The organism is Cryptosporangium arvum DSM 44712, from assembly GCF_000585375.1.
GTDB lineage: Bacteria > Actinomycetota > Actinomycetes > Mycobacteriales > Cryptosporangiaceae > Cryptosporangium > Cryptosporangium arvum.
This window is the reverse complement of the sequence record NZ_KK073874.1, coordinates 6,121,107-6,146,098: the sequence shown is the minus strand read 5'-3', so window position 1 is coordinate 6,146,098 and position 24,992 is coordinate 6,121,107. Positions and strand designations below refer to the sequence as shown.

Annotated in this window: 24 protein-coding genes; 19 read left to right on the top strand and 5 right to left on the bottom strand. The window is 73.2% G+C overall.

Annotated elements, in window-relative coordinates:
* The first annotated feature begins 46 nt into the window (after positions 1 to 46).
* From CRYAR_RS28135 to CRYAR_RS28080, 12 genes are all read left to right on the top strand, one after another.
* Positions 47 to 886 (top strand): transketolase, encoded by an 840-nt coding sequence (locus tag CRYAR_RS28135; RefSeq protein ID WP_035856392.1) that lies wholly within the window; start codon positions 47 to 49, stop codon positions 884 to 886.
* The gene (locus tag CRYAR_RS28130; protein WP_084701040.1) at positions 883 to 1,908 is read left to right on the top strand and encodes a transketolase family protein; all 1,026 of its coding nucleotides are present in this window, start codon (positions 883 to 885) and stop codon (positions 1,906 to 1,908) included. The genes CRYAR_RS28135 and CRYAR_RS28130 overlap by 4 nt, the downstream gene beginning before the upstream one ends.
* Positions 1,905 to 2,663, top strand: coding sequence for an SDR family NAD(P)-dependent oxidoreductase (locus CRYAR_RS28125; RefSeq protein ID WP_035867225.1), 759 nt, complete (start codon positions 1,905 to 1,907; stop codon positions 2,661 to 2,663). Before CRYAR_RS28130 ends, CRYAR_RS28125 begins: the two co-directional genes overlap by 4 nt.
* Positions 2,664 to 2,726: 63 nt before the next feature.
* Complete coding sequence (locus CRYAR_RS28120) at positions 2,727 to 3,560, top strand: IclR family transcriptional regulator (RefSeq protein ID WP_051571044.1); 834 nt, start codon at positions 2,727 to 2,729, stop codon at positions 3,558 to 3,560.
* A gap of 76 nt (positions 3,561 to 3,636) precedes the next feature.
* Entirely contained in the window at positions 3,637 to 4,620 is a 984-nt protein-coding gene (locus CRYAR_RS28115; protein WP_035856391.1) for a sugar ABC transporter substrate-binding protein, read from the top strand.
* Between the two features lie 15 nt (positions 4,621 to 4,635).
* On the top strand, positions 4,636 to 6,153 hold the full coding sequence (locus CRYAR_RS28110; RefSeq protein ID WP_051571043.1) for a sugar ABC transporter ATP-binding protein: 1,518 nt from the start codon (positions 4,636 to 4,638) through the stop codon (positions 6,151 to 6,153).
* A complete protein-coding gene (locus CRYAR_RS28105) occupies positions 6,150 to 7,190 on the top strand; it encodes an ABC transporter permease (protein ID WP_051571042.1) in 1,041 nt (346 codons plus the stop codon). The genes CRYAR_RS28110 and CRYAR_RS28105 overlap by 4 nt, the downstream gene beginning before the upstream one ends.
* A complete protein-coding gene (locus CRYAR_RS28100) occupies positions 7,190 to 8,683 on the top strand; it encodes an FGGY-family carbohydrate kinase (protein WP_035856390.1) in 1,494 nt (497 codons plus the stop codon). Before CRYAR_RS28105 ends, CRYAR_RS28100 begins: the two co-directional genes overlap by 1 nt.
* Positions 8,680 to 9,600, top strand: a complete 921-nt coding sequence (locus CRYAR_RS28095; protein WP_051571041.1) for a phosphotriesterase family protein — start codon at positions 8,680 to 8,682, stop codon at positions 9,598 to 9,600. Before CRYAR_RS28100 ends, CRYAR_RS28095 begins: the two co-directional genes overlap by 4 nt.
* A complete protein-coding gene (locus tag CRYAR_RS28090; RefSeq protein WP_051571040.1) occupies positions 9,597 to 10,256 on the top strand; it encodes an HAD family hydrolase in 660 nt (219 codons plus the stop codon). The genes CRYAR_RS28095 and CRYAR_RS28090 overlap by 4 nt, the downstream gene beginning before the upstream one ends.
* A gap of 3 nt (positions 10,257 to 10,259) precedes the next feature.
* Entirely contained in the window at positions 10,260 to 11,774 is a 1,515-nt protein-coding gene (locus CRYAR_RS28085; protein ID WP_035856389.1) for an AMP-binding protein, read from the top strand.
* The gene (locus tag CRYAR_RS28080; RefSeq protein ID WP_035856388.1) at positions 11,771 to 12,538 is read left to right on the top strand and encodes an SDR family NAD(P)-dependent oxidoreductase; all 768 of its coding nucleotides are present in this window, start codon (positions 11,771 to 11,773) and stop codon (positions 12,536 to 12,538) included. The genes CRYAR_RS28085 and CRYAR_RS28080 overlap by 4 nt, the downstream gene beginning before the upstream one ends.
* Here the strand turns inward: CRYAR_RS28080 and CRYAR_RS28075 are convergent.
* Complete coding sequence (locus CRYAR_RS28075; RefSeq protein WP_035856387.1) at positions 12,527 to 13,021, bottom strand: Lrp/AsnC family transcriptional regulator; 495 nt, start codon at positions 13,019 to 13,021, stop codon at positions 12,527 to 12,529. The genes CRYAR_RS28080 and CRYAR_RS28075 overlap by 12 nt on opposite strands.
* A 65-nt stretch (positions 13,022 to 13,086) precedes the next feature.
* On the opposite strand from CRYAR_RS28075, the gene CRYAR_RS28070 reads away from it, so the two are divergent.
* On the top strand, positions 13,087 to 13,968 hold the full coding sequence (locus tag CRYAR_RS28070; RefSeq protein ID WP_211247678.1) for an EamA family transporter: 882 nt from the start codon (positions 13,087 to 13,089) through the stop codon (positions 13,966 to 13,968).
* Here the strand turns inward: CRYAR_RS28070 and CRYAR_RS28065 are convergent.
* From CRYAR_RS28065 to CRYAR_RS28055, 3 genes are all read right to left on the bottom strand, one after another.
* On the bottom strand, positions 13,949 to 14,860 hold the full coding sequence (locus CRYAR_RS28065; RefSeq protein WP_035856386.1) for an acyl-CoA desaturase: 912 nt from the start codon (positions 14,858 to 14,860) through the stop codon (positions 13,949 to 13,951). The genes CRYAR_RS28070 and CRYAR_RS28065 overlap by 20 nt on opposite strands.
* 58 nt (positions 14,861 to 14,918) lie before the next feature.
* Positions 14,919 to 15,893, bottom strand: coding sequence for an NAD(P)-dependent alcohol dehydrogenase (locus tag CRYAR_RS28060; RefSeq protein ID WP_035856384.1), 975 nt, complete (start codon positions 15,891 to 15,893; stop codon positions 14,919 to 14,921).
* A gap of 77 nt (positions 15,894 to 15,970) precedes the next feature.
* Positions 15,971 to 16,627, bottom strand: coding sequence for a TetR/AcrR family transcriptional regulator C-terminal domain-containing protein (locus CRYAR_RS28055; RefSeq protein ID WP_035856383.1), 657 nt, complete (start codon positions 16,625 to 16,627; stop codon positions 15,971 to 15,973).
* A 73-nt stretch (positions 16,628 to 16,700) separates the two neighbouring features.
* On the opposite strand from CRYAR_RS28055, the gene CRYAR_RS28050 reads away from it, so the two are divergent.
* From CRYAR_RS28050 to CRYAR_RS28025, 6 genes are all read left to right on the top strand, one after another.
* Entirely contained in the window at positions 16,701 to 18,626 is a 1,926-nt protein-coding gene (locus CRYAR_RS28050) for a helix-turn-helix domain-containing protein (RefSeq protein ID WP_035856382.1), read from the top strand.
* Between the two features lie 55 nt (positions 18,627 to 18,681).
* Entirely contained in the window at positions 18,682 to 19,965 is a 1,284-nt protein-coding gene (locus CRYAR_RS28045; protein WP_035856380.1) for a hydroxymethylglutaryl-CoA reductase, degradative, read from the top strand.
* 77 nt (positions 19,966 to 20,042) lie between these two features.
* Positions 20,043 to 20,981 (top strand): hydroxymethylglutaryl-CoA lyase, encoded by a 939-nt coding sequence (locus tag CRYAR_RS28040; RefSeq protein ID WP_035856379.1) that lies wholly within the window; start codon positions 20,043 to 20,045, stop codon positions 20,979 to 20,981.
* On the top strand, positions 20,978 to 22,183 hold the full coding sequence (locus CRYAR_RS28035; protein ID WP_035856378.1) for a CaiB/BaiF CoA transferase family protein: 1,206 nt from the start codon (positions 20,978 to 20,980) through the stop codon (positions 22,181 to 22,183). Before CRYAR_RS28040 ends, CRYAR_RS28035 begins: the two co-directional genes overlap by 4 nt.
* Entirely contained in the window at positions 22,180 to 22,968 is a 789-nt protein-coding gene (locus tag CRYAR_RS28030; RefSeq protein WP_035856377.1) for an HTD2 family dehydratase, read from the top strand. Before CRYAR_RS28035 ends, CRYAR_RS28030 begins: the two co-directional genes overlap by 4 nt.
* A gap of 207 nt (positions 22,969 to 23,175) precedes the next feature.
* Complete coding sequence (locus tag CRYAR_RS28025; RefSeq protein ID WP_035856376.1) at positions 23,176 to 24,492, top strand: DUF4185 domain-containing protein; 1,317 nt, start codon at positions 23,176 to 23,178, stop codon at positions 24,490 to 24,492.
* On the opposite strand, the gene CRYAR_RS43760 is transcribed toward CRYAR_RS28025, so the two are convergent.
* Complete coding sequence (locus CRYAR_RS43760; protein ID WP_051571038.1) at positions 24,482 to 24,955, bottom strand: cupin domain-containing protein; 474 nt, start codon at positions 24,953 to 24,955, stop codon at positions 24,482 to 24,484. The genes CRYAR_RS28025 and CRYAR_RS43760 overlap by 11 nt on opposite strands.
* Positions 24,956 to 24,992 lie beyond the last annotated feature (37 nt).

Here is a 24,992-nt window from a genome sequence, read left to right as displayed (position 1 = left end):
GAATCGTGTTCCATTCAGTGAGCGTGAACCCGACTGGGGAGGTTACGTGGATTTAGACCAGGCGGTGCTCGATCGCGTCCGCGAGCGGGCCCACTTCATCCGGACCGAGACGGTGCGGCTGATCTCGATCGCCAAGACCGGGCACTACTCGTCCACGTTCTCCTGCGCGGAGATCCTCGCCGCCCTGTACTACGACACGCTGCGGCTGGTGCCGGGCGAACCGCGCCACCCCGATCGCGACCGGTTCCTGATGGGCAAGGGGCACGCGGCGGTCGGCGTCTACCCGGTCCTGGCCGACCTCGGCTACCTCGACCGCGCGGTGCTCGACGGGTACACGCGCCTGGGCAACCCGCTCGGCGACCACCCCGACATGACGAAGGTGCCCGGCATCGACTTCAGCTCGGGCTCGCTCGGGCACAACCTGTCGGTCGGGCTGGGCATGGCGCTCGGCGCCCGGCAGACCGGCCGGAACTTCCTCACCTGGGTCCTGCTCGGCGACGGTGAGCAGCACGAGGGCCAGATCTGGGAGGCCGCGGGCGTCGCCGGCCACTACGGCGTCTCCGGGCTGGTCGCGGTCGTCGACCGCAACGGCTACAGCCTGGACGGCAAGGTCGACGACGTCGTCACGATCGAGCCGCTGGCCGACCGCTGGCGCGCGTTCGGCTGGGACGTGCACGAGATCGACGGGCACGACGTCGCCGCGGTCGTGTCGACGTTCCGGCGCCTGCGCGACGACGCCGGGCGCACCCGGCCCGCGGTCGTCATCGCGCACACGGTCAAGGGCAAGGGCGTCGGGTTCATGGAGCGTGACTTCGGGTGGCACCTCGGGTGGCTCGCGCCGGAGGACGAGGCGGCGGTCTACGCCGAACTGGAGGAGAGCCGATGAACATCGCCGAGCGGCTGGTGCCCCGTGGCCCCGACGGTACGCCGATGACCACCGGCAGCTGGCACATCCCCAGCATGCTGACCAGCTCCAACGGACTGCTGCGCCTCGGTCGCGACCTCGGCGAGCTGGCCGCTGACCAGCCGGTCGTCGTGCTGACGCCGGACCTCGCGTTCTCCAACGGCCTGTGGGCCTTCCGCGAGCAGCACCCCGACCGGTTCCTGCAGATGGGGATCAGCGAGCAGAACATGGTGTCGGTCGCCGCCGGCCTGGCCACCACCGGTATCCGGCCGTACGTCGCCGCGTTCTCGTCGTTCCTGGCCCTGCTCTGCTGCGAGCAGATCCGCACCGACCTCGCCTACACCGAGCTGCCGGTACGCCTGATCGGGCACCACGCCGGCATCACGTTCGGCTTCTACGGCACGTCGCACCACGCCACCGAGGACATCGCGATCATGCGCTCGATCGCGAACATGACCGTCGTCGCGCCGGCCGACCCGGTGCAGCTGGGGAAGGCGCTGCGGGCGTACGCGGACCATCCGCTCCCGGTCTACTTCCGGATGGGCCGCGGCCGCGAACCGCAGGTGTACGACGAGGACGCGGTGTTCGAGCCGGGGACGGCGATCGTCCACTCGACCGGCTCCGACCTGACGCTGATCAGCGGCGGAACGACGCTGCACGCGACGCTGGCGGCCGCCGCGGCGCTCCGCGCGGACGGCGTCGACGTGGGCGTCGTCGACCTGCACACGATCAAGCCGATCGACCGCGACGCGATCCTGACCGCCGCCGCGGGATCCCGGCTGCTGATGACCGTCGAGGAGCACAACGTGCTCGGTGGCCTCGGTGGCGCGGTGGCCGAGGTGCTCACCGAGGAGGGCGTCGGCGTGCCGCTGCACCGGCACGGCATCCGTGACGAATACTCACTCATCGGTCCGCCGACACACCTCTACCAGCACTACCGGCTGGACGCCCCGGGAATCGCGTTGGAGGCCCAGGAGTGGATCGCCCGCCGGAGCACCCGATGACGCGCCCCGTCGCCGTCGTCACGGGAGGCGCCCGCGGGCTGGGGGAGGCGATCGCGACCCGGTTGGCCGCCGACGGCTACGCCGTGGTGATCGCCGACGTGCTGGCCGACCTGGCCGCCGAGACCGCGGGCACGATCGAGCACGCGATCGGCATCGGCATCGACGTGACCGACGACGCCGGCGTCGCGGAGGCCGTGCGGACGGTGCACGCCGAGCTCGGCCGGATCGACGTGCTCGTCAACAACGCCGGCGTGGTCGTCCGCTCGGCGTCGCAGGACATCGACACCGCGGCCTGGATCCGCGAGCTCGACGTCAACATGGGCGGGACGATGCGCTGCTCCCGGGCGGTCTACCCGCACCTGCTGGCGAGCCCGAACCCGTCGATCGTCAACCTGGCCTCGGTCGGCTCGTCGCTGGGCCTGAACCTGCGCCTGGGCTACACCGCGACCAAGACCGGCATCGTCGGCATGACCAGGGAACTGGCCGCGGAGTGGGGGCGGCGGGGGATCCGGGTCAACGCGGTGGCCCCGGGCTACATGGACACGACGATGACCCGCACCGGGCTCGCCGCCGGTGTCCTCGACGAGCAGCTGCTGCTGCAGCACACGCCGCTCGGCCGTCTCGGCCGGGCCGCCGAGGTGGCGGCGGCGGTCTCGTTCCTGGTCTCTCCGGACGCGTCGTTCGTCACCGGCGTCGTGCTGCCGGTCGACGGCGGCTTCGTCATCGACGGCACGTTTCACCGATTGGACGAGTGAGCCAAACCAGTGGACGACGGTCCACTGATTGACAGCGGAGGGTGCACCACCCGAAAATCCGGCATGCCCAAGAACACCGCGCCTGCGGAAGGCGTCAGCGTCCTCGGCAAGGTCTCCGCGCTGCTGGAGGTGCTCGCCGCCCGCGAGCAGGCCACCGCCGCCGAGCTGGCCGATCTCCTCGACGAGCCGCGCAGCAGCGTGCACCGGATGCTGCGCCAGCTCCACGAACTCGGCTGGGTCGAACCGGCCGGCGCCCGCGGGCAGTGGAGCATCGGCCTGCACCTGTTCCGGCTCGGCTCCAGCGCCGTGCAGCGCATGGACGTGCGCCGGGCCGCCTGGCCGCACATGGAGGACCTCGCCGAGGCCACCGGCGAGACCGTCTTCCTCATCGTGCCGCGCGGCCTGCGCGCGGTCTGCATCGAACGCATCGAGGGCCGTCAGGTGCAGAGCATCGCGCTGGTGCTCGGCGGCTCGATGCCGCTGCACGCCGGGGCGGGCCCGATGTCGGTGCTGGCCTGGTCGGACGAGGAGCTGCACCGGGAGTGGCTGGTGCACGCGGCCGAGCACGGCCTGGAGCGGTTCAACCTGCCCGCGCCGCCCGGCGTGAAGGACGTCGAGGACGAGCTGCGCCGCATCCGGGAGCGCGGCTACTCGATCTCCGACCGCAACATCACGCCGGGCATCGCGGCCATCGGCGCGCCGGTCTTCGACTACCGCCGCCGCCTGATCGGGGCGCTCTCGGTCAGCGGCATCGCCGAGTCCGTGCTCAACCCCGAGCTGACGCTGCCCGAGCGGGTGATGGAGGCGGCCCGGCGCACGTCGTTCGACCTCGGCTACCGGGAGACGGGCTGGCCAGTGCCCAAGCACGGCCGATCCAATGGAATCTCCGCCGTTTGATTGACTCCTAAGTCTCATCCTGCTGTCATGTGTCCATCCACTCGGAATAAGACAGTGGGTACACCAGGAGGTCCCGTTGGCAACGACGCTTACTAGACGCCTACTGGCCGGCGCGAGCGCCGTCTTACTCGCCACCTCGCTGGCCGCGTGCAACCGCGCGAACGGCAGCGGCGGCGGGGACGACGAGTTCACCGTCGGTGTGGTCGCGCTGGACGCCACGCAGATCACGGCCAACCGTGAGCGCAAGGCCGCCCAGGACGCGATGAAGAAGCTCGGGTGGAAGACCGTCGAGGTCAACAGCAACGGCAACCCCGCCGAGGCCATCACCGCGATCCAGAACCTGGTTCAGCGCAAGGTGGACGCGATCGTCGTCCAGACCTACACGCCCGACCAGCTCACCGCCGGGCTGGCGGCCGCGAAGGCCGCCGACATCCCGGTCTTCTCCAGCTCCGGTGGCGAGGCCGGCGGCACGATGGCCGGTGCGGTCGAGCTGGTCAACGCGGCCGCGGTCAACGACCCGCTGATCGAGAAGCTCAAGGGCATGGAGAAGGTCGAGCTGCTGGAGCTGCGGTACACCCCCGGCGCCCCCTGCCGCGCCCGCGCCGACGACCTCGACGCGAAGCTGAAGGACCTGCCGCAGGTGAACGTCACCCGCCAGGAGGTCAAGATCCCCGGCGGCCAGCAGTCCGCCCAGCAGGCGACGTCGGGCTGGCTGCAGAAGTACAAGGAGACGCCGGGCACGAACCTGGTGATCTGGCCCTGCTTCTCCGAGGCCGCGCTCGGTGCCGTCGCCGCCGAGCAGCAGCTCAAGCGCGGGCCCTACGAGCTCTACACCTGGGACGTCTCCAAGCCGGCCGTCGAGGCGCTGAAGGCCGGGACGATGAGCGCCGTCCTCTGGATCCAGGTCGAGGAAGCCGGCCAGCAGCTCGCCGACCTGATCAAGGAGTACCGCGACGGCAAGGACGGGTGGAAGACGAAGACCGTGCCCGCACCGTCGGTCCTGCTGACGCCGGACAACATCGACAAGTACCTGTCCGAGACCCCCGACCTCGGCGCCTGAGGGGAGCGGCTCGGAGTGACGACGACGTCCGGCACTGCCACGTTCACCGCGACCGGCGTGGTGATGGACTACGGGCCCACCCGCGCCCTGGCCGGGGTGGACCTGCGCCTCGAGCGCGGCCAGGTGCACGGGCTGCTCGGCGCCAACGGGGCGGGCAAATCGACGCTGATCAAGATCGTCGCCGGCCTGACCACCCCGACCGGCGGCCGGATCGAGCTGGACGGCGAACCGTACGCGCCGCGCAGCCCCCGGGACGCGATGCGGGCCGGGATCCGCGTCGCCCACCAGGAGCTGGCGGTCGTGCCGGCGCTGTCGGTCCGGCAGAACCTCGCGCTCGGCGAGCGGTTCCGGCCGGGCGCGTCGGAGAAGGCCTACCGGGAGCTCTTCGACGAGTGGGAGATCGACGTCCCGCTCTCCGCCGAGATGCGGTCGCTGGCTCCGGCGCTGCAGACCGCGGTGTCGCTGGCCCGGTCGCTGGCCGGGGACGCGCGGCTCGTGCTCCTGGACGAGCCGACGGCCTCACTCGGGCCGCACGAGGTGGCCGGCCTGTTCCGGATCGTGCGGCGCCGGGCGGCGGAGGGGGCCGCCGTGGTGTTCGTCAGCCACCGGCTGGGCGAGGTCAGCGAGCTCTGCACCGACGCCACGGTCCTGCGCAACGGCGTCGTCGTGAGTTCGGGGCCCACCGCAGGGCTGGACGAGAACCAGCTCGCCCAGCTGATCGCGCCCAGCGGTGCGCCCAAGGACGGCCCGGTCGAGGTCACGCACCGGGAACCCGCGTCCGGGTCGCTCCTGGACGTCCGGGGGCTCCGGTTGCAGACGGCGGTGGCCGACGTCGACCTGCGGATCGCGCCGGGGGAGATCGTCGGGCTGGCCGGGCTGGTCGGCGCCGGGCGCACCGAGATCGTCGAGGCCCTGATGGGGCTGCGCCGGATCGTCGGCGGCACGGTCACGCTCGACGGCGCGCCGTACCGCCCCCGCAACGCCGCCGACGCGGTCCGGCGCGGCGTCGCGCTGGTACCGGAGGAGCGCGCCGCCCACGCGCTGTTCCCGGCCCGCGACATCGTCTTCAACGCCTCGGCGTCGCGGTTCCGGCGCCTGGGCCGCGGCCCGGGCGGCTGGATCTCCGCTCCGCGCGCGTACGAGCGCGCGGCCGCCGAGGCCACCGGTGACCTCAGGCTCAAAGCGGCGTCGCTCAAGGACCCGATCACCGCGCTGAGCGGCGGCAACCAGCAGAAGGTCGTGCTGGCCCGCGTTCTCACCGACGGCCTGCGGCTGCTGCTGCTCGACGAGCCCACCCGCGGGGTCGACGTCGGCGCCCGCCGCGACTTCCAGACCCTGGTGCGCCGCGTCGCCGACGGCGGCGTCGGGGTCCTCTACATCTCCTCCGAGCTCGCCGAGCTCGCGTTCTGCGACCGGATCCAGGTCGTCGTCGAAGGCCGCACCACGGTCGCGGCACCCGTGGGGGCGGACTTCGACGAGGACGAACTCACCCGACTCTGCTTCATCCGACGTGTTCCGGGAGACAGGTCATGAAAGCCACCACCCTGCCCGCGGACGCCGGGACCGTCGACGCCACCACGACCGCGGTGTCGACCCGACGCGGAGTCCGGCTCGTCGGCTTCTTCGGCAAGTACGGCACGCTCGTCGTGCTCGGCGCGATGATCGTCGTCTACACCGTGCTGCTGGGGACCGATTTCTTCGCGGTCGACAACCTGCGCAACGTGCTGGTGCAGTCGGCGATCGGCGTCGTGATCGCGCTCGGGCTCACCGTGGTGCTGATGGTCGGCGAGTTCGACCTCAGCGTCGGGTACGTGGCGAGCCTCGCCGGCGTGCTGACGGCCGCGCTCTTCTCCGGCAGCGGCGTCAACAAGGTGCTGATGGTGCTGGTGGTCCTGGGGGTCGGTGCGCTCGTCGGCCTGATCAACGGTCTCGTCGTCACCAAACTGGGTGTCAATGCGCTGGTCGGGACGCTCGGCGTCGGTAGCCTCGTGGTCGGCGTCAACTACATCGTCACCGAGGGCACCCCGCAGAGCCTGGACGAGTCCGGGCAGGGCCTGCTGCAGCTCTACCTCGGCTCGCTCGGGCCGGTCCCGTGGGCCGTGGTGCTGCTGGCCGCGGTCGCCGCGGTGCTCTGGTTACTGCTGAACCGGACGACGTTCGGGCTGGAGGTGCAGGCCGTGGGCGGCAACCGGACCGCGGCCGAGCTGAGCGGGATCCGGGTGCACCGGGTGGTGATCATGGCGTTCGTGATCGGCGGCACGCTCGCCGCCCTGGGCGGGTTGCTGATCACCGCGAACGTCGGCAGCGGTCAGAGCGGCGGCGGAGACGGCTTCCTGCTGACGTCGTTCGCGGCCGCGTTCCTGGGGTCGGCGGCCCTGCGCAACGGCGAGTTCCACGTCGTCGGCACGCTGATCGGCGTCCTCACGGTCGCGATCGGCACCAACGGCATGGCGATCTACGGGGTCACCGCGTCCGCGTCGTACATCTTCCAGGGCGCGCTGCTGATCGGCGCGGTGGGCATGAGCACCGCCGCCCGCCGGATGATCGCCGGGCGGAGAGTGGGGCACTGATGCTCGTCGTCGGCATCGACAAGGGCACCTCGGTCACCAAGACCGCGGTGTTCGACGAGAACGGGACGCAGGTCGTCAGCGCGAGCCGCCGGGTCCGGCAGTTCCACGACGGCCCCGGATGGCACGAGGAGGACCCCGAGGACACCTGGGCCCGCACCGCCGGGACCGTGGCCGAGTGCATGGCGGCCCTCGGTGCCCGCACGGCCGACGTCGTCGGGGTCGGGGTCACCGGCCACATGGGCGGCGCCTGGTTCGTCGACGCCGCCGGCCGGTCCGTGCGCCGCGCGATCGCCTGGCCCGACACCCGGGCCAACGACGTCGTCGCCCGGCTGGAGAACGGCCCCGACCTCGACGAGTTCCTGCGCATCACCGAGAACGGCGCGCTGCCCGGCATGACCGTTCCGGTGCTCGCGCACCTCGGACCGGAGCTGGTCGACCAGGTCCACGCGGTGCTCAACGCGAAGGACTTCGTCGGCCTGCGGCTGACCGGGCGGATGGCCTCGGAGCCGTCCGACGCGGCGTTCGTGCCGTCCGACATCGACCGGGGCACGCACTCCGCGCGGGTGCTGGAGATCCTCGGCGCGCCGGAGTGGAGCGGGAAGTTCCCCGAGCTGATCCCGAGCGGCAGCGTTCTGGGGGAGGTCACCCCGGGTGCGGCCGAGCTCACCGGCCTGCCCGCAGGCACCCCCGTCGTCGCCGGGCTGGGCGACGCACCGGCCGCGATGGTCGGCTGCGGCGCGGTGACGCCGGGCTCGGCCGTCTCGATCCTCGGCACCAGCTGGCTGAGTGCCACCGTGGTCACCGACCCGCACGGCGGCCGGCGCGGCATCGGCTGGATGTACCCGATGCCGAACGGGGCGTTCGCGCACTTCGTCGCGCAGCAGGCCGGGTCGAGCACGTTCGACTGGTGGCTGCGCCACCTCGCCCCCGAGGTGTCCGGCACCCGCGATTTCGCCGCGCTGGAGGCCGAGGTGCTCGCCGTCGGCGAGGCGGCCACGAACCTCACGTTCCTGCCGTACTTCTCGGCGGCCGGCACGCAGGCCCCGTTCAAGGCGCCGAACCTGCGGGGCACGCTGCTCGGGCTGGAGGACGCGACCGGCCGGGCCGACATCTTCCGCGCGGTCTACGAGGGCCTGGCCTACGCGATGGCCGACTGCTACTCCGCGTTCGGGCGCACCGCCGAGACGATCCGCCTGACCGGCGGGGGAGCGGCCAGCGCGATCTGGCCCGGTGTGCTCAGCAACATCATGGGTGTCCCGGTCGAGCTGCTGGCGGCCGACGAGGGCGCCGCGCTGGGCGTCGCGGTGCTGGCCGGGGTGTCGGCCGGCGTCTGGCCCACGCTGGAGGCGGCCGAGAAGTCGGTCGTGCGCGTGGTCCGCCGGATCGAACCCGACGCCGAGCTGCACCGGGCGCACCAGCGGCAGTTCGCCCGCTTCACGGCCGCGCAGCGGATGACGCGCGCGTTCTACGACGATCACCGGGGGACCGCATGACGTTCATCCGCACCGTGCTCGGCGACATCGACCCGGCCGGGCTCGGGCCGACCCTCATCCACGAGCACCTGCTGACGTCCCCGCCGCCCTACGCCACCCAGGACGACGACGACCTGGAGTTCGGCACGCACGACGGGGCCGCCGCCGAGCTGCGGGCCTACGCGGACGGCGGTGGCGGCGCGATCTGCGAGCTCACCACCGTCGACTACGGCCGCGACGTCGCCGCCTCGGTCCACGCGTCGCAGCAGTCGGGGGTGCACGTCGTCCAGGCGACCGGCCTGCAGAAAGGCATCTACTACCCGGCGGGCACGAACCGTCGCGACGTCGACGACCTCGCCGAGCAGTTCGTCGCCGACATCGAGAAGGGCATCGACGGGACGGCGGCCCGCGCCGGGCTGATCAAGGTCGGTACGTGCTCCCTCGAGCGGATCTGGGACGTCGAGGCGACGGTGATCCGGGCCGCCGCGCGGGCCGCGGTCCGCACCGGAGCGCCCGTGCTCACCCACACCCAGGCCGGGCACCTCGGCCACCAGCAGCTCGACCTGCTGCTCGGCGAGGGGCTGCCGGCCGACCAGGTCTGCCTCGGCCACCTCGACCGCAACATCGGCTGGGACTACCTGCGCGAACTCTCCGAGCGCGGCGCCTGGATCGGCCTGGACCAGTGGACCAAGGACAAGTACGGGTCGGACGCCGCGCGGGCCGCGATGGTGCACCGGCTGGTCGACGCCGGCCACACCCGGATCACGGTGTCCGGAGACCTCGGCCGCGGCCGCTACCAGCCCGCCTATGGGGGGTCGCCGGGGTTCGCCGGGTGCTCGGCGGCGATCCGGGCGGCGCTCGCCGACGACCGGGTGGGCGACCTGGTGCTGCGGGACAACCCGGCCCGGCTGCTGACGTTCCGCGAGGCCGGCCGGTGATCGGCGCCGCCCTGTTCGACCTCGACGGCACGCTGCTCGACTCGCGCGGCGCGGTGCTGGCCGCGTACCGGCTGGCCGCGGCCGAATACCCGGGCGGCGCGGAGCGGCTCGCGGCGATCCCGGTCGGCTCGCTGCTCGCGATGCGGGTGGCCGAGTGCTGCGCGGCGATCGCCGGCCCGGAGCGGGGCGCCGAGTGCGCCGAGAAGTACGACGTGTACTACCGCACCCGCACGCGCGACGAGGTACGGCTCTACCCGGGGGTCGTGGCCGTGCTCGCCGACCTGCGCGCGCACGGCATCCGGCTCGGCGTCGTCACCAACAAAGGCGCCAGCCGGACGCCGGCCGACATCGCCCCGCTGGACGGGCGCGGCCACGGCGCGGCGTTGTTCGACGTGGTGATCACCGCGGCCGACTCGGTCGAGCGCAAGCCGTCGCCGCGGCCGATCGAGATCGCGCTCGAGCGGACCGGCTGGAAGCCGGCCGACGCGGTGTACGTTGGCGACGGCCCGCACGATGCCGAGGCCGCCTTCGGCGCCGGTCTGGCCTTCGTCGGCGCGGGCTGGGGTTACTACGGAGCCGCCGCGCTGGACGCCGCGGGCGCTACCGTGATCTGCGACGAGGTCAGTGCGTTGCCGGCCGCGATCCGTGGAGCGTGAACGATGCCGGTGACCAGCTGGGAGCCGCTGAGCCCCACCCGTTTCCTCGACCGGTCGGCGGCCGTCTTCGCGGGCCGCACCGCGGTGGTCGACGGTGACGTCGAGCTGACCTACGCGCAGCTGCGGCAGCGGGTCGACGCGCTGACCGGAGTGCTCGCCGCGCACGGCGTCGGGCCCGGTGACCGGGTCGCGGCGCTCTGCGCGAACTCGCACGTGATGATCGAGCTGCACCACGCGGTGCCGTTACGGTCCGCGGTGCTGGTCGCGCTGAACACCAGGCTCGCCCCCGACGAGCTCGCGTACATCCTGGCGCACTCGGGGGCGTCGCTGCTGGTCGCGACCCGTGAGTTCGCCGACGTGGCCCGCGCTCTGAGCGGGCGGCTCGGGGTTCCGGTGATCCTCGAGGACGATCTGTCGTACTCGGCGGCCCCCGCCCGGATCGAGACCGACGACGAGCGCGCGCTGCTCGCGATCAACTACACCAGCGGCACGACCGGGCGCCCCAAAGGCGTGATGTACCACCACCGCGGCGCCTACCTGCAGTCGCTCGCGATGGCCTTCCACACCGGACTCGGCCCCGGGTCGACGTACCTGTGGACGCTGCCGATGTTCCACTGCAACGGCTGGTGTTTCCCCTGGGCGGTGACCGCGGCCGGGGCCACCCACCGGGCGCTGCGGACCGTCGAGGTGGCCGCGATCTGGGGCGCCCTGCCGCGGACGACGCACTTCAGCGCCGCGCCCACCGTGCTGACGATGATCGCCGAGCATCCCGCGGCCGCGGTACTGGACCGTCCGGTGGCGGCGACCACCGGCGGCGCGCCGCCCTCACCGGCGCTGCTGGCCCGCATGCGCAGGCTCAACGTCGACGTCACCCACCTCTACGGGCTGACCGAGACGTTCGGCCCGGTCGTCATCAACGTCTGGCAGCCGGAGTGGGACGCGCTGGACGAGGACGCGCGGGCCCGCCGGGTGGCGCGCCAGGGCGTGCCGAACGTGGTCGCGTCCCCGCTGCGCGTGGTGGACGCGTCCGGACAGGACCTTCCCGCCGACGGCGAGACGATCGGTGAGCTGGTAGTCCGGGGCAACGACGTGATGCTCGGCTACTACCGGGACGACGAGGCGACCGAGCGGGCGTCCTACGACGGCTGGTTCCGCACCGGCGACCTCGCGGTGACGCACCCCGACGGCTACGTCGAGATCCGTGACCGGCTCAAGGACGTCATCATCTCCGGCGGGGAGAACATCGCGTCGGTCGAGGTCGAGCGGGTGCTGGACGAGCATCCGGCGGTGGTGGAGAGCGCGGTCGTCGGGGCGCCGCACGAGAAGTGGGGCGAGGTGCCGGTCGCGTTCGTGACCACCCGGGCCGCGGTCACCGAGGAGGAGCTGCGCCGGTTCGCGCGGGAGCGGCTCGCCGGGTTCAAGGTGCCCAAGCGGATCGTGTTCAGCGAGCTACCGCGCACGTCGACCGGCAAGATCCGGAAGAACGTCCTGCGCGTCACCGCCCAGGAGGATTCGTGAGCTCGGTGCTCGACCGCTTCTCGCTCGCCGGCAAGGTCGCGGTCGTCACCGGAGCGAGTTCCGGCCTGGGAGCCGGGTTCGCGGCGGCGCTGGCCTCGGCCGGTGCCGACCTGGTGCTGGCCGCCCGCCGCGCCGACCGGCTGGACTCGGTGGCCGACGCCGTGCGCGCGCACGGACGCCGGGTCGTCACCGTGACGGCCGACGTCACCGATCCGGACGCGTGCGCCGAGGTCGCGCGGGCGGCGGTGGAGCAGCTCGGGCACCTCGACGTACTGGTGAACAACGCCGGACTCGGCACCGCGGTGCCCGCGCTCCGGGAGACCCCCGAGCAGTTCCGCTCGGTCGTCGACGTGAACCTGCACGGCGCCTACTGGATGGCGCAGGCCGCCGCGCGCGTGATGCCGCGCGGCTCGAGCATCGTCAACATCGCCAGCGTGCTCGCGCTGATCGCGTCGTACGCACCGCAGGCCGCCTACGCCGCGAGCAAGGCGGGGCTGGTCGGCCTCACCCGGGACCTCTCGCAGCAGTGGGCGGGGCGCAAGGGGATCCGGGTCAACGCGATCGCGCCGGGCTACTTCGCCAGCGAGATGACCGCCGAGGTGGCCCCCGACACGCTGGACGCGTTCATCGGCGCACGTAGCCCACTGGGCCGGATGGGCGAGCAGCACGAGCTCGACGCCGCGGTGGTCTTCCTGGCCAGCGACGCGTCGTCGTACGTCACCGGCACGACGCTCGCGGTGGACGGCGGCATGTCAGGGCACTGACGCGCCCGGCAGGCGGGGCTCGACCGGCGTCGTCACGACGAACGAGCTGATCGTCCGGCCGTGCACCAGGAACCGGTCGAGGACGTCCTCGAGCGCCTCGATGGCCGGGACGTGCACCTTCATCAGGAAGCAGTCGTCGCCGGAGATGCGGTGGCACTCGCTGACCTCGGGGGTGCGCGCGGCCAGCTCGGCGACCTTGGGCAGCTGCCCGGGCCCGGGACGCACGCGCACCCAGGCGGTGACCGGCAACCCGAGCGCGGCCGGGTCGATGTCGACCCGGTAGCCCCGGATGACGCCCGCTTCCTCGAGGCGGCCGAGTCGTTCCCGGACCGCCGGCGCCGACATGTTCACCCGGCGGGCGAGCTCGGCCGCGCTGGCCCGCGGATCGTCGTTCAGCGCCCGGAGAAGCGCGCGGTTGACGTCGTCGACGAGCGACTTTCCGTCGGGAAGGCCGTTCGGCAATCGAGGTGCGCGAGAGGACATGATCTCCGCCCTTGTGCCGTCGATCGTGCATGGTGTTGAGCGGCGCTCCTTCCGACGATAGTCGCATGTCGAAGCGGGTACCTCCCCATGCGTATTTCGTCGTCAGCGCGGTGTTCCACTACCTCGGCCCGGCGTTCGCCGTGCTGCTGTTCGCCCGGGTCGACGCGCTCGGCGTCGCCTGGCTGCGGATCGCCTCGGCCGCGGTGGTCTTCGCGGTGTGGCGCCGGCCGTGGCGGGTGTGGACGGAGCTCGAACGGCCGGTCCGGCGGGTGCTGATCGGGTGGGCCGCGGTGCTCGCGGTGATGAACAGCGCGTTCTACCTCGCGTTGGAGCGGTTGCCGCTGGGCACCGTGGCGGCGATCGAGTTCCTGCCGGTGATCGTGCTGGCCGCGTGGGCGTCGCGGACCCGGCGCAACGCGGTGGCGTTGGTCTGCGCCGTCGCCGGTGTCTACCTGCTCGTCGACGTGCGGCTGGTGGGGGAGCCGCTGGGTTTCGTGTTCGCGGCCGCGAACGCGGTGTTGTTCGCGGCGTACATCGTGCTCGGGCACCGGGTGGCGCAGAGCTCCGCGGTGCCGGGGTTGGACGGGCTCGCGCTGTCGATGCTGATCGCCGCGGTGATCGCGGTGCCGATCGGGATCGCCGACGCGGCGCCGGCGTTCACCGACGTGGTCGCGCTGGCGGCCGCGGTGGGGGTCGGGGTGTCGTCGTCGGTGATCCCGTACGTGAGCGATCAGCTCGCGATGGCGCGGTTGCCCCGGGCGACGTACGCGCTGATGGTGTCGTTGCTACCGGCCACCGCGACGGTGATCGGGGTGGTTGTGCTGGCGCAGGTGCCCTCGTTCGCCGAGATCGCCGGCGTGGCACTGGTCATCGTCGGGGTGGCCGTCCACCGGGAGTCGGCGGCCCGCCGGGAGGACGAGGCCGAGGTCAGAGCGGCACGCGGGTGATCTTGGCCAGGCGCTCCGGCGTCGGCCAGCGCACGTCGTAGGCCCAGCCGAGGCGTTCGAAGATCCGGATCACCCGCGCGGAGATGTCGATCTGGCCCGGATACACGCCGTGCCGGGCGTTCGTCGGGTCGGCGTGGTGCAGGTTGTGCCAGCTCTCGCCCATGCTCAGCAGCGCCAGCGGCCAGAAGTTCGCGGACTTGTCGCGCACCGCGAACGGGCGTTCGCCGATCAGGTGGCAGACCGAGTTCACCGACCAGGTGACGTGGTGCAGCAGCGTGATCCGCACCAGCCCGGCCCAGAAGAACGCGGACAGCGCGCCGGCCCACGACCAGGTGATCAGCCCGCCGAGCACTGCGGGGGCGGCCAGCGTCACGATCGTCAGCGGGCCGAACAGCCGGTGCACGATCCGGATGTCGTCGTCGGCGAGCAGGTCGGGCGCGAACCGCTCCTGGTTGGTGAGCGATCGGTCGAGCACCCAGCCGAGGTGGGCGTGCCAGAACCCGCGGACCAGCGCCAGCGGCGACGTGCCGTAGCGCCACGGCGAGTGCGGGTCGCCCTCCCGGTCGGAGAACGCGTGGTGCCGCCGGTGGTCGGCCACCCAGTGCCGGACCGGCCCCTGCACGGCCAGGCTGCCGGCGACGCCGAGCGCGATCCGCAGCGGCCGTTTCGCCTTGAACGACCCGTGGGTGAAGTACCGGTGGTACCCGACCGTGGTGCCCAGGCACGTGACGACGTAGAAGACGACGGTGAGGGCCACGTCGACCCAGCTCAGGCCCCAGCCCCAGGCGACGGGCACGGCGGCGACCAGGGCCACGAACGGCACGAGGACGAACAGGTGGACCGTGACGTGGGCCGGTATCGGACGGCGTCCGCCGAGGATGCTCTTGGGCACCCTTGAAACCTAAGCGCGCCGGGGCGAACAGCCGCGCTCCGCCGCGTGAAGCAGCGTGTCACACCGCGAGAACGATCTTGGCGCGGGTGTGCTCGGTCTCCATCCGGCGCACGGCGTCCGCGGCGGCGGCGAGCGGCACCGTGCGCTCGACCAGCGGCCGCAGGACGCCGGCGTCGGCGAGCTCACGCAGCACCGTGAGGCGGGCGGCGGTGGGCTTCGCCTCCAGCACGACGACGCGCTCCCGCACGAACGGGGCCAGCGCCGACGCGCGGAGGACCAGCCCCATCGGCCCGAACAGGCTCCCGCCGTCCGACGTCCCGCCGCCGGAGAGCAGCAGCGTGCCGCCCGGGGCCAGCAGCCGGCGCAGCTCGCCCAGCGACCGGTTGCCGACCAGGTCGAACACGACGTCGTAGCGCCCGGTGGGCTGTTCGATCGTGTAGTCGACGACCGTGTGCGCACCCATCGATCGCACGGTCTCGACGTTGCGGGTGCTGCACACCGCGGTGACCTCGGCGCCGTCGGCGGCGGCCAGCTGCACGGCGAACAGCCCGACCCCTCCGGACGCGCCGTTGATCAGGACCGACTGCCCGGCGCCGACCCCGGCCACCTCGCGCAGGCCGATCAGGGCGGTGTTCGCCGCCAGCGGTAACGCCGCCGCTTCGCCCATCGTCAGGGTGGCGGGCTTGCGCTCGACGCGGTCGCGCGGCGCGACGACGTACTCGGCGAACGCGCCGGGCGCCTCCCCGAACACCTCGTCGCCCACGGCCAGGTCGGTGACGCCGGGGCCGACCGCGTCGACCGTTCCGGCGAAGTCGGTGCCGCGGATGCGCACCCTCGGACCCCGGAGACCGAGCTCGGGCGCGCCGAGCCGGGCCAGGTAGGGGTCGCCGCGCAGCAGATGCCAGTCGCGGGCGTTGAGCGACACCGCGTGGGTTCGGACGAGCACGTCGCCGTCGGCGGGCGACGGGGTCTCCACGTCGGTGAACCGCAGTACCTCGGGGCCGCCGTAGGTGGTGTGGAGCACGGCTTTCACGACCTTCTCCTTACGTTGTAAGGCTGTCTTACGCCGTAAGGCTCCCGTACGAGGTACGGCGCGTCAAGGGGAGGGGATCAGGCGGTGCGGAGGCGCTCGAGGCCGTCGAGCACCAGGTCGAGCCCGAACTCGAACTCGAACTGGTCGTCGCACCAGCCCAGCGTCGAGCCGGGATCGTCGTGGGCGACCTCGGCGAGCATGCCGACCAGGTTCGGCACCGCCGCGGCCATCTCCGGCGGCACCTCGGCGGCGCCGCCGGCGTCCCCGGGGTCGAACAGCTCCTGCGCGAAGCCCAGCGCCCGGCTGCCCAGCGCGTGCAGCGCGTGGTGGGCCAGGTCGTAGGTGAACCCGCCGTCGTGCATCAGGCCGACGAGGCGGTCGTGGTAGCGCACCACCTCGAAGCTGACCGTGGTGCGCCCGGCGAAGACCGCCGGTGCCCAGGGGTGGCGCAGGAAGATCGAGCGCGCGGTGAGGATCCGCTCCCGTGCGGCGGCCTTCCAGGTCGGTGCGGTGATGTGCTCGACCGCCGCGTTGATCTCGCCCGCGATCACGTCGACGACGCCGTCGAGCACGTCGTCCTTGTTCGTGACGTGGTGGTAGAGCGACATCGCCTCGGCGTCGAGCTCCCGGGCCAGGCGGCGCATCGTGAGTGCTCCGACCCCGTCGGCGTCGGCGATCGCGATCGCGGCCCGGAGCACCCGGTCCCGGCTCAGCGGGATCCGCGGCGCGCTCACGCCCGCGATCTTACAGCGTAAGTGAAGTGTGGTAGGTACCCATGGTTCGCGGTAGTTGCTAGCGTTTTCCTCCATGACCCAGGCGGCGATGTCCTCCGCGCTGCTCGCGGTGATCGACGCGGTGGCCGGTGCGGACGGGGACGACGACCGCGTGCGCGCGGCCCTGGAGCGCCTCGATCTCGAGCCCGGGGCCGCGGCCGCCGTGCTCGACCGCCTGCTCGGGGCCCGCCGCGAGCTCGGCCGGCTCCGGCGGCGCGAGCACGAGCTCACCGCGCTGTTCGCCAGCGCCCGCGAGCTGGCCGAGGTGCACGACACCGGCACGCTCCTGGACCGGCTCGTCGACCGCGCGCACACGATGATGGGCTGCGACGTCACGTACCTCTCGGAGTTCGACTCCCGCTCCCGCACGCTGCGGGTCCGCACCACCAAGGGCTCGGTCAGCCCGCTGTTCCAGCAGCTGGAGGTGCCGCCGGGGGCGGGGCTGGCCGGCGCGGTGGTGGAGAGCAGGGCCGCGCACTGGGTGGCCGACTACACCCGCTACGCCGCCGAGCGGCACGACGCCGGGGTCGACGACGCGGTCGCGGCCGAGGGGCTGGTGTCGATCCTCGGCGTCCCGATGCTCTCCGGCGCCGACGTGCTCGGCGTGCTGTTCGTGGCCAACCGCCAGGAGATGGCGTTCACCCAGGAGGCGATCGCGCTGCTCTCCGCGCTCGCCGACCACGCGTCGGTGGTGCTGCAGACCGCGCAGCGCATCCGCGAGCTCCAGCGCTCCGACGACGAGGCCCGCAGCGCACTGGAGCGGCTCACCGCCCACCTCGGTGAGCGCGACCGCGCCAACACCGTCCACCAGGACCTGCTCCGGGCGGTGCTGGCCGGCGGCGGGTTCGGGCCGGTGGCGCGGACGCTCGGCGCGGCGCTCGGGCGGCGGGTCGTGGTGATCGACGAGCGGGACCGGCCGATCGCGGACTCGGAACCGTCCGGGGAGCTCACGCTCGGGGCGGTCACCCGTGGCGCTCTCGACGCCGCGCGCACCTCGGGGCGCTGCGTGCTCGTCGACGACGACGGGCTGTCCGCGGTGGCGTCGATGACCGCGGGGGCGCGCTACTTCGGCGCGGCGCTGCTCGGCGTCGGTACGTTCGAGCTGACGCCGGTGGACCGGCGCACGGTGGAGCGGGCCATGCAGGTCGGCGCGCTGCTGGCGCTGCAGCGCGAGGCGGTCGCGGAGGCGGAGAGCCGGATCCGGGCCGAGCTGGTCGCCGACCTGGTCGACGGCGACCCGGAGCGGCGCGCCGACGGCGAGCGGCGGGCCCGGCGGCTCGGCGTCGGGGTGGCCGGGCTCGACACCGTGCTGCTGTTCACGGTGACCGGCGCCGGGCGTGGCGCGCTCGTGCGTGCGGCCCAGCAGCAGCTGCCCGGCGCGCTGGTGGGGGAGCGCCGCGGCGCGGTGGTCGCGCTGGTGCCGTCGGACACCGACGCGGAGGGCGTCCGGGCGCGGCTGGCCGGCGCGGTGGGGGAGCCGGTGGGCTGCGTGCGCCCGCCCGGCGTCGATTCGGTGGCGGGGCTGGCGGCGGCGGTCGCGACCGCCACCCGCACCGCCCGGCTGCTCTCCGCGCTGGGCATCGCCGGCACGACCGAACACACCGACGACTACCTGCCCTACTCCGCGGTGCTGGACACCGATCCCCGGTCGCTGCGTGAGTTCCTCGACGCGACGATCGGTGCGGTGCGCGCGTACGACGCCGAGCGCGGCACCGAGCTGCTGACGACGCTGCGCGCGTTCGTGCGTCACAACGCGAGCCCGACGAGGACCGCCCGCGCGCTGAACTTCCACCCCAACACGATCCTGCAGCGGCTCGACCGCCTCGACCGGGTGCTCGGCACCACCTGGCGGAACGAGGAACGGCTGTTCCGGATCTCGCTGGCGGTCCGGCTGGACGAGCTGGCGGCACGGGTCGATCCGCACATCAACTCGGGCGATCAGTGGGCCGAACATCCATAGGTGATCGCCGCGCCCGCTCCTAGCCTGGGCCGAGGCCCCAGCGAGGAGGACACACGTGGTGACCAGTCGACTGACCGGACTCCGGGACTCGGACGTCAGCGGACGGCGCGAGCGCGTCGCCGGGAGCGCCGGCCTCCCGCCCGCGGAGCTGGACGTGCTCGACCCCGGCGCCGGGCTCTCGATCGAGCAGGCCGACCACATGATCGAGAACGTCGTCGGGCTCCTCGGCGTCCCGCTCGGCGTCGGGACGAACTTCGTCGTCGACGGGGTCGACCGGCTGGTACCGATGGCGACCGAGGAGCCGTCGGTGGTGGCCGCGGCCAGCAACGCGGCGCGGATGGCCCGAGAGCACGGGGGGTTCACCACGTCGAACTCCGGGTCGGTGATGATCGCCCAGATCCAGCTCGTCGACGTGCCCGACCCGGGGGCGGCGGCGTTCCGGCTGCGCGAGGCGTCGGCGGAGATCCTGGCGCTGGCCGACCTCCAGGACCCCGTGCTGGTCTCGTTCGGGGGTGGGGCCCGCGCGGTCGAGGTCCGCGAGCTGCCGACCCGCACCGGCGTGCAGGTCATCGTCCACCTGCACGTCGACGTGCGCGACGCGATGGGCGCGAACGCGGTGAACACGATGGCCGAGGCGCTCGCGCCGCGGCTGGCCGAGATCGCCGGTGGGCGCGCGATCCTGCGCATCCTGAGCAACAAGGCCGACCAGCGGCTGGTGCGGGCCCGGGCGACGTTCGACCGGGACCTGCTCGGTGGCGCCGAGGTGGTGCGCGACATCGTGCACGCGTCGGCGTTCGCGGAGGCCGACCCGTACCGGGCGGCGACCCACAACAAGGGCATCATGAACGGGATCACGGCCGTGGTGCTCGCCACCGGGAACGACACCCGCGCGGTCGAGGCCGGGTGCCACTCGCACGCGGCGCGCGACGGGGGCTACCGGGCGCTGTCCCGGTTCGAGCAGACGCCGGAGGGGCACCTGGCCGGCACGCTCGAGGTGCCGCTGGCGGTCGGGCTGGTCGGGGGTGCGACACGCGCGCACCCGGTCGCGCGGGCCGCGGTGCGGATCCTCGGGATCGGCACCGCGGTCGAGCTCGGCGCGGTGATCGCGTCGGTGGGGCTCGCGCAGAACCTCGCGGCCTGCCGGGCGCTGGCCGCGGAGGGGATCCAGCGTGGACACATGACGCTGCACGCGCGCACGATCGCGGCGAGCGCCGGCGCCGAGCCGCACGAGGTGGCGCCGGTCGCGAGCCGCATCGTCGCCGAGCGCAAGATCCGCGCGGAGTACGCGGCCGAGGTCCTGGCCGAACTCCGCGGCTCGACGCCCCCGGCGGTCCCGTGAAACCCGGCGCTCCCGGGAAGCCCGGCGCTCCCGGGAAGCCCGGCGCTCCCGGGAAGCCCGGCGGTCTCTGGACGCCCGTGCCGCGGCCGGTGCGTGACCCCGACCTGCCGGTGGCGGTGCGGGTGTACGAGGTGGGGCCGCGCGACGGGTTGCAGGCCGAGCTTGACGTGGTTCCCGCCGCGACCAAGGCCGAGCTGTGCCGCCGGTTGCTGGCTGCCGGGGCCGGACGCGCCGGCCTCGAGGTCACCAGCTTCGTGCCACCGAGCTGGATACCGCAGCTCGCCGACGCCGCCGAGGTCTCGGCCGCCGTCCTGCCCGCCGGCGGCCGCACCGTGGCGCTCGTCCCGAACGCCCGGGGCCTCTCCGACGCGATGACCGCCGGCTACGACGACGTCGCGGTCGTCGCCAGCGCGACGGACTCGTTCGCCGCCGCGAACCTCAACTCGACCGCGCGCGGCTCGCTGGAGACCGCGGCGAAGGTCACCGCCGAGGCACGCAGCGCGGGCCGTGCCGTCCGCGGGTACCTCTCGATGTCGTTCGGCGACCCGTGGGAGGGCGACGTCGACGCGTCGACGGTCGCGGCGATGGCCGCCGAACTCCACGCCGCCGGCTGCGCCACGGTCGCGCTCGGCGACACCGTCGGCCTCGGCACGCCCGGCCAGGTCGCCGACGTCGTCCGGCGCACGGTCGACGCCGGCGTGCCGGTGACCGCGCTGGCCCTGCACCTGCACGACACCTACGGTCAGGGCCTCGCGAACGTCCTCGCCGCGCTACGCGTCGGGGTCACCGAGTTCGACGCCGCGGTCGGCGGCCTCGGGCGCTGCCCCTACGCCGCCGGCGCGACCGGCAACCTCGCCACCGAGGAACTGGTCTGGATGCTGCACGGCCTGGGCATCGACACCGGCCTGGACCTCACCGCGCTGGTGCGCACGTCCCAGTGGCTGGCCGCCGAGCGCGGGAGAACCGGCCCGTCCCGCGTCCTCGCGGCGCTGACTTCCCAGGAGGCCCAGCAATGACCGGTGCGCTGGACGGCGTCGTCGTCCTCGACCTGTCCCGGGTGCTCGCCGGGCCCTACGCGGCCCAGATCATGGCCGACCTCGGCGCGACCGTGATCAAGATCGAGAACCCGAAGGACCCCGACGTCGCGCGCGGCTTCCCGCCCTACCTGCGGGCCGGCGACACCGAGGTCAGCGGCTACTACGCCCAGTACAACCGGGGCAAACTCGGGCTGGCGCTCGACCTGGGGTCGGACGAGGGCCGGGAGGTCCTGACCGACCTGGTCCGCCGGGCCGACGTGCTGGTGGAGAACTTCCGCCCGGGCACGATGGACAAGCTCGGCCTCTCCTACGAGACGCTGGCCGCGGTCAACCCGAGGCTCGTCTACACCGCGATCTCCGGGTACGGCCGCACCGGCACCCGCAGCCGCCGCCCGGCGTTCGACAACACCGCGCAGGCCGCCGGGGGCCTGTGGTCGATGAACGGCTACCCGGACCAGCCGCCGGTGCGCGTGGGCGTCACGATCGGGGACCTGTCCGCGACGATGTTCGGCGTCATCGGCACGCTCGCCGCGCTCCGGCACGCCGAGCGCACCGGCCAGGGCCAGATCGTCGACGTCGCCCAGGTCGACAGCGTGCTCGCGATGACCGAGACCGCGGTCGTCGACTACACCGTGGACGGCAAGGTCGCGCGGCCGGCGGGCAACAGACACTCCTGGGTCCGGCCGTACGAGCTGTTCCCCTGCGCCGACGGCCAGGTGTTCTTCGGCGGCTACACCGACAAGCTGTGGCGGGTCTCCTGCGCGCTGTTCGGGAGCCCCGAGGTCGCGGACGACCCCGAGATCGACACCATGCGCAAGCGGTTCGACGAAGAGGTCTACGAGCGGCGCGTGAAGCCGCTCATCCTCGGCTGGTTCGCCGGGCGCACCCGCGCCGAGCTGGAGGAACTCGCCGGCGACGTGGTGCCGCTGACCGCGGTGAAGAACATCGGCGAGGTGGTCGACGACCCGGAGACCGCGGCGCGCGGGATGGTCGTCGAGGTGGGGTACGGCGCGCTCGGACCGCTGCGCATGTTCGGGCAGCCGGTGCGGCTCAGCGTCACCCCGGCCACCCCGGCGCGGCGCGCCAACGAGCTCAACGAGCACGCCGAGGCCGTGCTGACGGCCCTGGCCGGGTACTCCGACGAGCGGATCGCCCAGCTGCGCGCGGCCGGTGTGGTGTGATCGCCCGGACCTCGGTACTGGACCTCGCGCCCGCCGTTCGGTTCGCGGGCACGTTCGCGCCGGGTGAACCGGTGGAGGCGGGCGCCGCCCTCCCCCCGGCCTGGGAGGGCCTGTACTTCCCGTTCGACGCGCCGCTCGCCGGGCTGCGTGCCGACGGGAGCCCGGCCGGCGACGGCCTGACCCCGCCGGACGCGCCGCCCCGCCGGATGTACGCGGGCGAGGACACCGAGTTCCTCCACCCGCTGCGCTGGGGCGATCAGGTCGAGCAGCGGTCGTCGCTGACCTCGGTGGTGCGGAAGGAAGGGCGGTCGGGCCCGCTGCTGTTCGCCGACATCACCCGCGAGTTCGTGGTGGGCGGGACCGTGGCGGTGCGCAGCGTCTGGCACGACGTGTTCCTGACCGCGGGGGGCGCGGCCGCCGCGGCTGCTCCGGTCACCGGCGAGGCTCCGGCCGGGGACTGGGCCGCCGCGCTGAGCGTCGACATCAGGCAGTTGTTCCGGTTCTCCGCGATCACGTTCAACACCCACCGCGTGCACTACGACCGGGACTGGGCTGTCGAGGTGGAGCGGCTGCCCGGCCTGCTGGTGCACGGTCCGCTGGTGCGCATCCTGCTGCTCGACGCGCTCCGCGCGGCTCGCCCGGACCTGTCGATCACCCACTGGTCGGTCCGATCCCGGTCCCCGGTGCTCGTCGACGCCGCGCTGCGGATCGTCGGGCGCGGCACGGACGTGGAGCTGTACGACGGCGGCCGGCTGCTGGCTCGGGGGCATTACCGATCCAGTTGACAAAAGTGAACTGAAACAGTGCGCAGCCCGGTCCTCTGAGGACCGGGCGGTCGCGATTGGCTCTGGAACCGCGGGGTACCACAGATCACACGTTGACTCTCCTGACTCGCCCACGCGTGGTTTTTTCTATGGAAGTGTCAGCTCTACCACCCAGTAGTTACCACCAGCCAGTGTCAGCGTCGCTCGTTCCGCCGGGAGGAAGCAGCCGTGCCGACCGCTGCCTTCCCGGACGCGGAGGCGGCCGAGGCGCCCCCGAACGGTGGCCGCACGCGCCGCCCGCTACGCCGGCCGATCGTTACGGCGCTGCTGGCCTACCTGGTCACGCTGGTCGCGGCCGGGTTCGTGATCGATGCCGGGGACGCGCAGCAACCCGCGGCGCCCCCGCCCTCGCCGTCCCGGCCGGCGCCGGTGCACGCGGCACCGACCCGCGAGCCCGCGCCGCCGATGAGCGACGTGATCCCCGACCGGCCCGGCGTGGCCCGCGTCGACCGGCTCGACCCGGTGCACCAGCAGGGCCGGGTCACCGGCCGCGACAACGGGCAGAGCACCCGGTACGGAGACCGGTCGGTCTGGGTGTTCGCCGACACCGAGCTGACGAAGCCCGACGCGTTCCTCTCGAACACCGCGGCGTCCACCGTGGACCTGACCGGGGGCGACGGGATCACGCTCACCGCGGCCGACGTGGGCGGCACCGCCGGTGATCTGCACGACGAGTTCCTGCCCTGGGCCGACGCCGAGCGCACCTTCGAGCGCGCCCACGCGAAGAACTGCGTGGTGAGGTACTGCGGCGTGACGTTCGCGCTCTGGCCCGGCCCGGTGATCGCCGACCCGCAACGGCACCGGGTGATCGTGCTCTACCACAAGCTCTGCCGGGGTGGCGCGGCGAAGGCGCCGTGCTCGCAGAGGTACGGCCAGGACATCGGCTCCGGCGTGGCCGCCGTCGACATGCGCACGTACCGGGTCACCCGGTTGACCGCCGGGAACGTCGAACCGCTGAGCAGCATCGAAGGTCGCGACCCGACGCTGTTCTTCGGCCCGGACACCCGGTACGCGTCGGCCGCGGTGGTGGCCGGCGACGACGTCTACGTCTACGGCGACTGCCGGACCGACGACGTCCGGTGCCGGGTGGCGAAGGTGCCGCTGGCGAAGATCGCCGACCGGTCGGCGTGGCGGTTCTACGGCGGCGACGGCTGGTGGTCGGCCGACCCGGCCGACGCGGTGGCCACGATCCGGGCCGGCGGGGCGGGCAACACCGTGCTCTGGAACCCGGCGCTCGAGGCCTGGGTCAACGTCTACATGGAGTACGGCTCGCACGAGGTGCGCGCGCAGGTGGGCGGGGCCCCTTACGGGCCGTGGTCGGATCCGTTCACGGTGACCGACACCGACCCCGGCGAGTACGGCACGAACTACGCCGCCTACGCCCACCCGGAGTACGCCGAGCGCGACGGGCTGGTGCAGTACGTGACGTACTACCAGCAGTTCAGCGGCGCCCAGAAACTGCTGCGGGTGACGTTCAGCCCTTGATCACCGGCACCGGGCGCGGCGGCGACGAGAGCATCAGGCTGACCGCGCCGCTCCCGCCCGCGACCAGGCGGTGGGTGTGGCCGGGACGGGCGGCGAGCTGCCCGCCGACCGGGTGCTCGGCCTCGTCGAGGCCGTCGGCGGTCGCGACGGTCTCGGTCAGGTGGCCGCCGAGCACGGTGACGGTCTGGAAGCCGATGCTGTGGGCGTGCAGGTCGGTCGCGTCGCCCGGGGCCCAGCGCACCAGCCAGGCGTCGTAGAGGAAGTTGCCGCGCAGCGCCACCGGCTCCCCGCCGGACTCCGCCAGCATCGCCTCGGCGCCACCGGCGGCGGCGATCTCGGCGGTGATGAGCTCGGCCCGCTCGCGCAGCGCGCTCGGGGTCAGCGAGGAGGGGGCGAGGAGGTAGGGCTCCAGGTGGTCGAGCCCGGAGGTCTGGGGGCGGGTGGTGCTCGTCGTCGCGGCCATACCGGAATTGAAGCGTCCGGGGCGCGGGCGCTCTGTG

Excerpts from the sequence above, each read along its gene's own strand:
- CRYAR_RS28130 (WP_084701040.1), top strand. The coding sequence starts at position 883 with ATGAACATCGCCGAGCGGCTGGTGCCCCGTGGCCCCGACGGTACGCCG.
- CRYAR_RS28125 (WP_035867225.1), top strand. The coding sequence starts at position 1,905 with ATGACGCGCCCCGTCGCCGTCGTCACGGGAGGCGCCCGCGGGCTGGGG.
- CRYAR_RS28120 (WP_051571044.1), top strand. The coding sequence starts at position 2,727 with ATGCCCAAGAACACCGCGCCTGCGGAAGGCGTCAGCGTCCTCGGCAAG.
- CRYAR_RS28105 (WP_051571042.1), top strand. The coding sequence starts at position 6,150 with ATGAAAGCCACCACCCTGCCCGCGGACGCCGGGACCGTCGACGCCACC.
- CRYAR_RS28100 (WP_035856390.1), top strand. The coding sequence starts at position 7,190 with ATGCTCGTCGTCGGCATCGACAAGGGCACCTCGGTCACCAAGACCGCG.
- CRYAR_RS28095 (WP_051571041.1), top strand. The coding sequence starts at position 8,680 with ATGACGTTCATCCGCACCGTGCTCGGCGACATCGACCCGGCCGGGCTC.
- CRYAR_RS28085 (WP_035856389.1), top strand. The coding sequence starts at position 10,260 with ATGCCGGTGACCAGCTGGGAGCCGCTGAGCCCCACCCGTTTCCTCGAC.
- CRYAR_RS28075 (WP_035856387.1), bottom strand. The coding sequence starts at position 13,021 with ATGTCCTCTCGCGCACCTCGATTGCCGAACGGCCTTCCCGACGGAAAG.
- CRYAR_RS28070 (WP_211247678.1), top strand. The coding sequence starts at position 13,087 with ATGTCGAAGCGGGTACCTCCCCATGCGTATTTCGTCGTCAGCGCGGTG.
- CRYAR_RS28050 (WP_035856382.1), top strand. The coding sequence starts at position 16,701 with ATGACCCAGGCGGCGATGTCCTCCGCGCTGCTCGCGGTGATCGACGCG.
- CRYAR_RS28035 (WP_035856378.1), top strand. The coding sequence starts at position 20,978 with ATGACCGGTGCGCTGGACGGCGTCGTCGTCCTCGACCTGTCCCGGGTG.
- CRYAR_RS43760 (WP_051571038.1), bottom strand. The coding sequence starts at position 24,955 with ATGGCCGCGACGACGAGCACCACCCGCCCCCAGACCTCCGGGCTCGAC.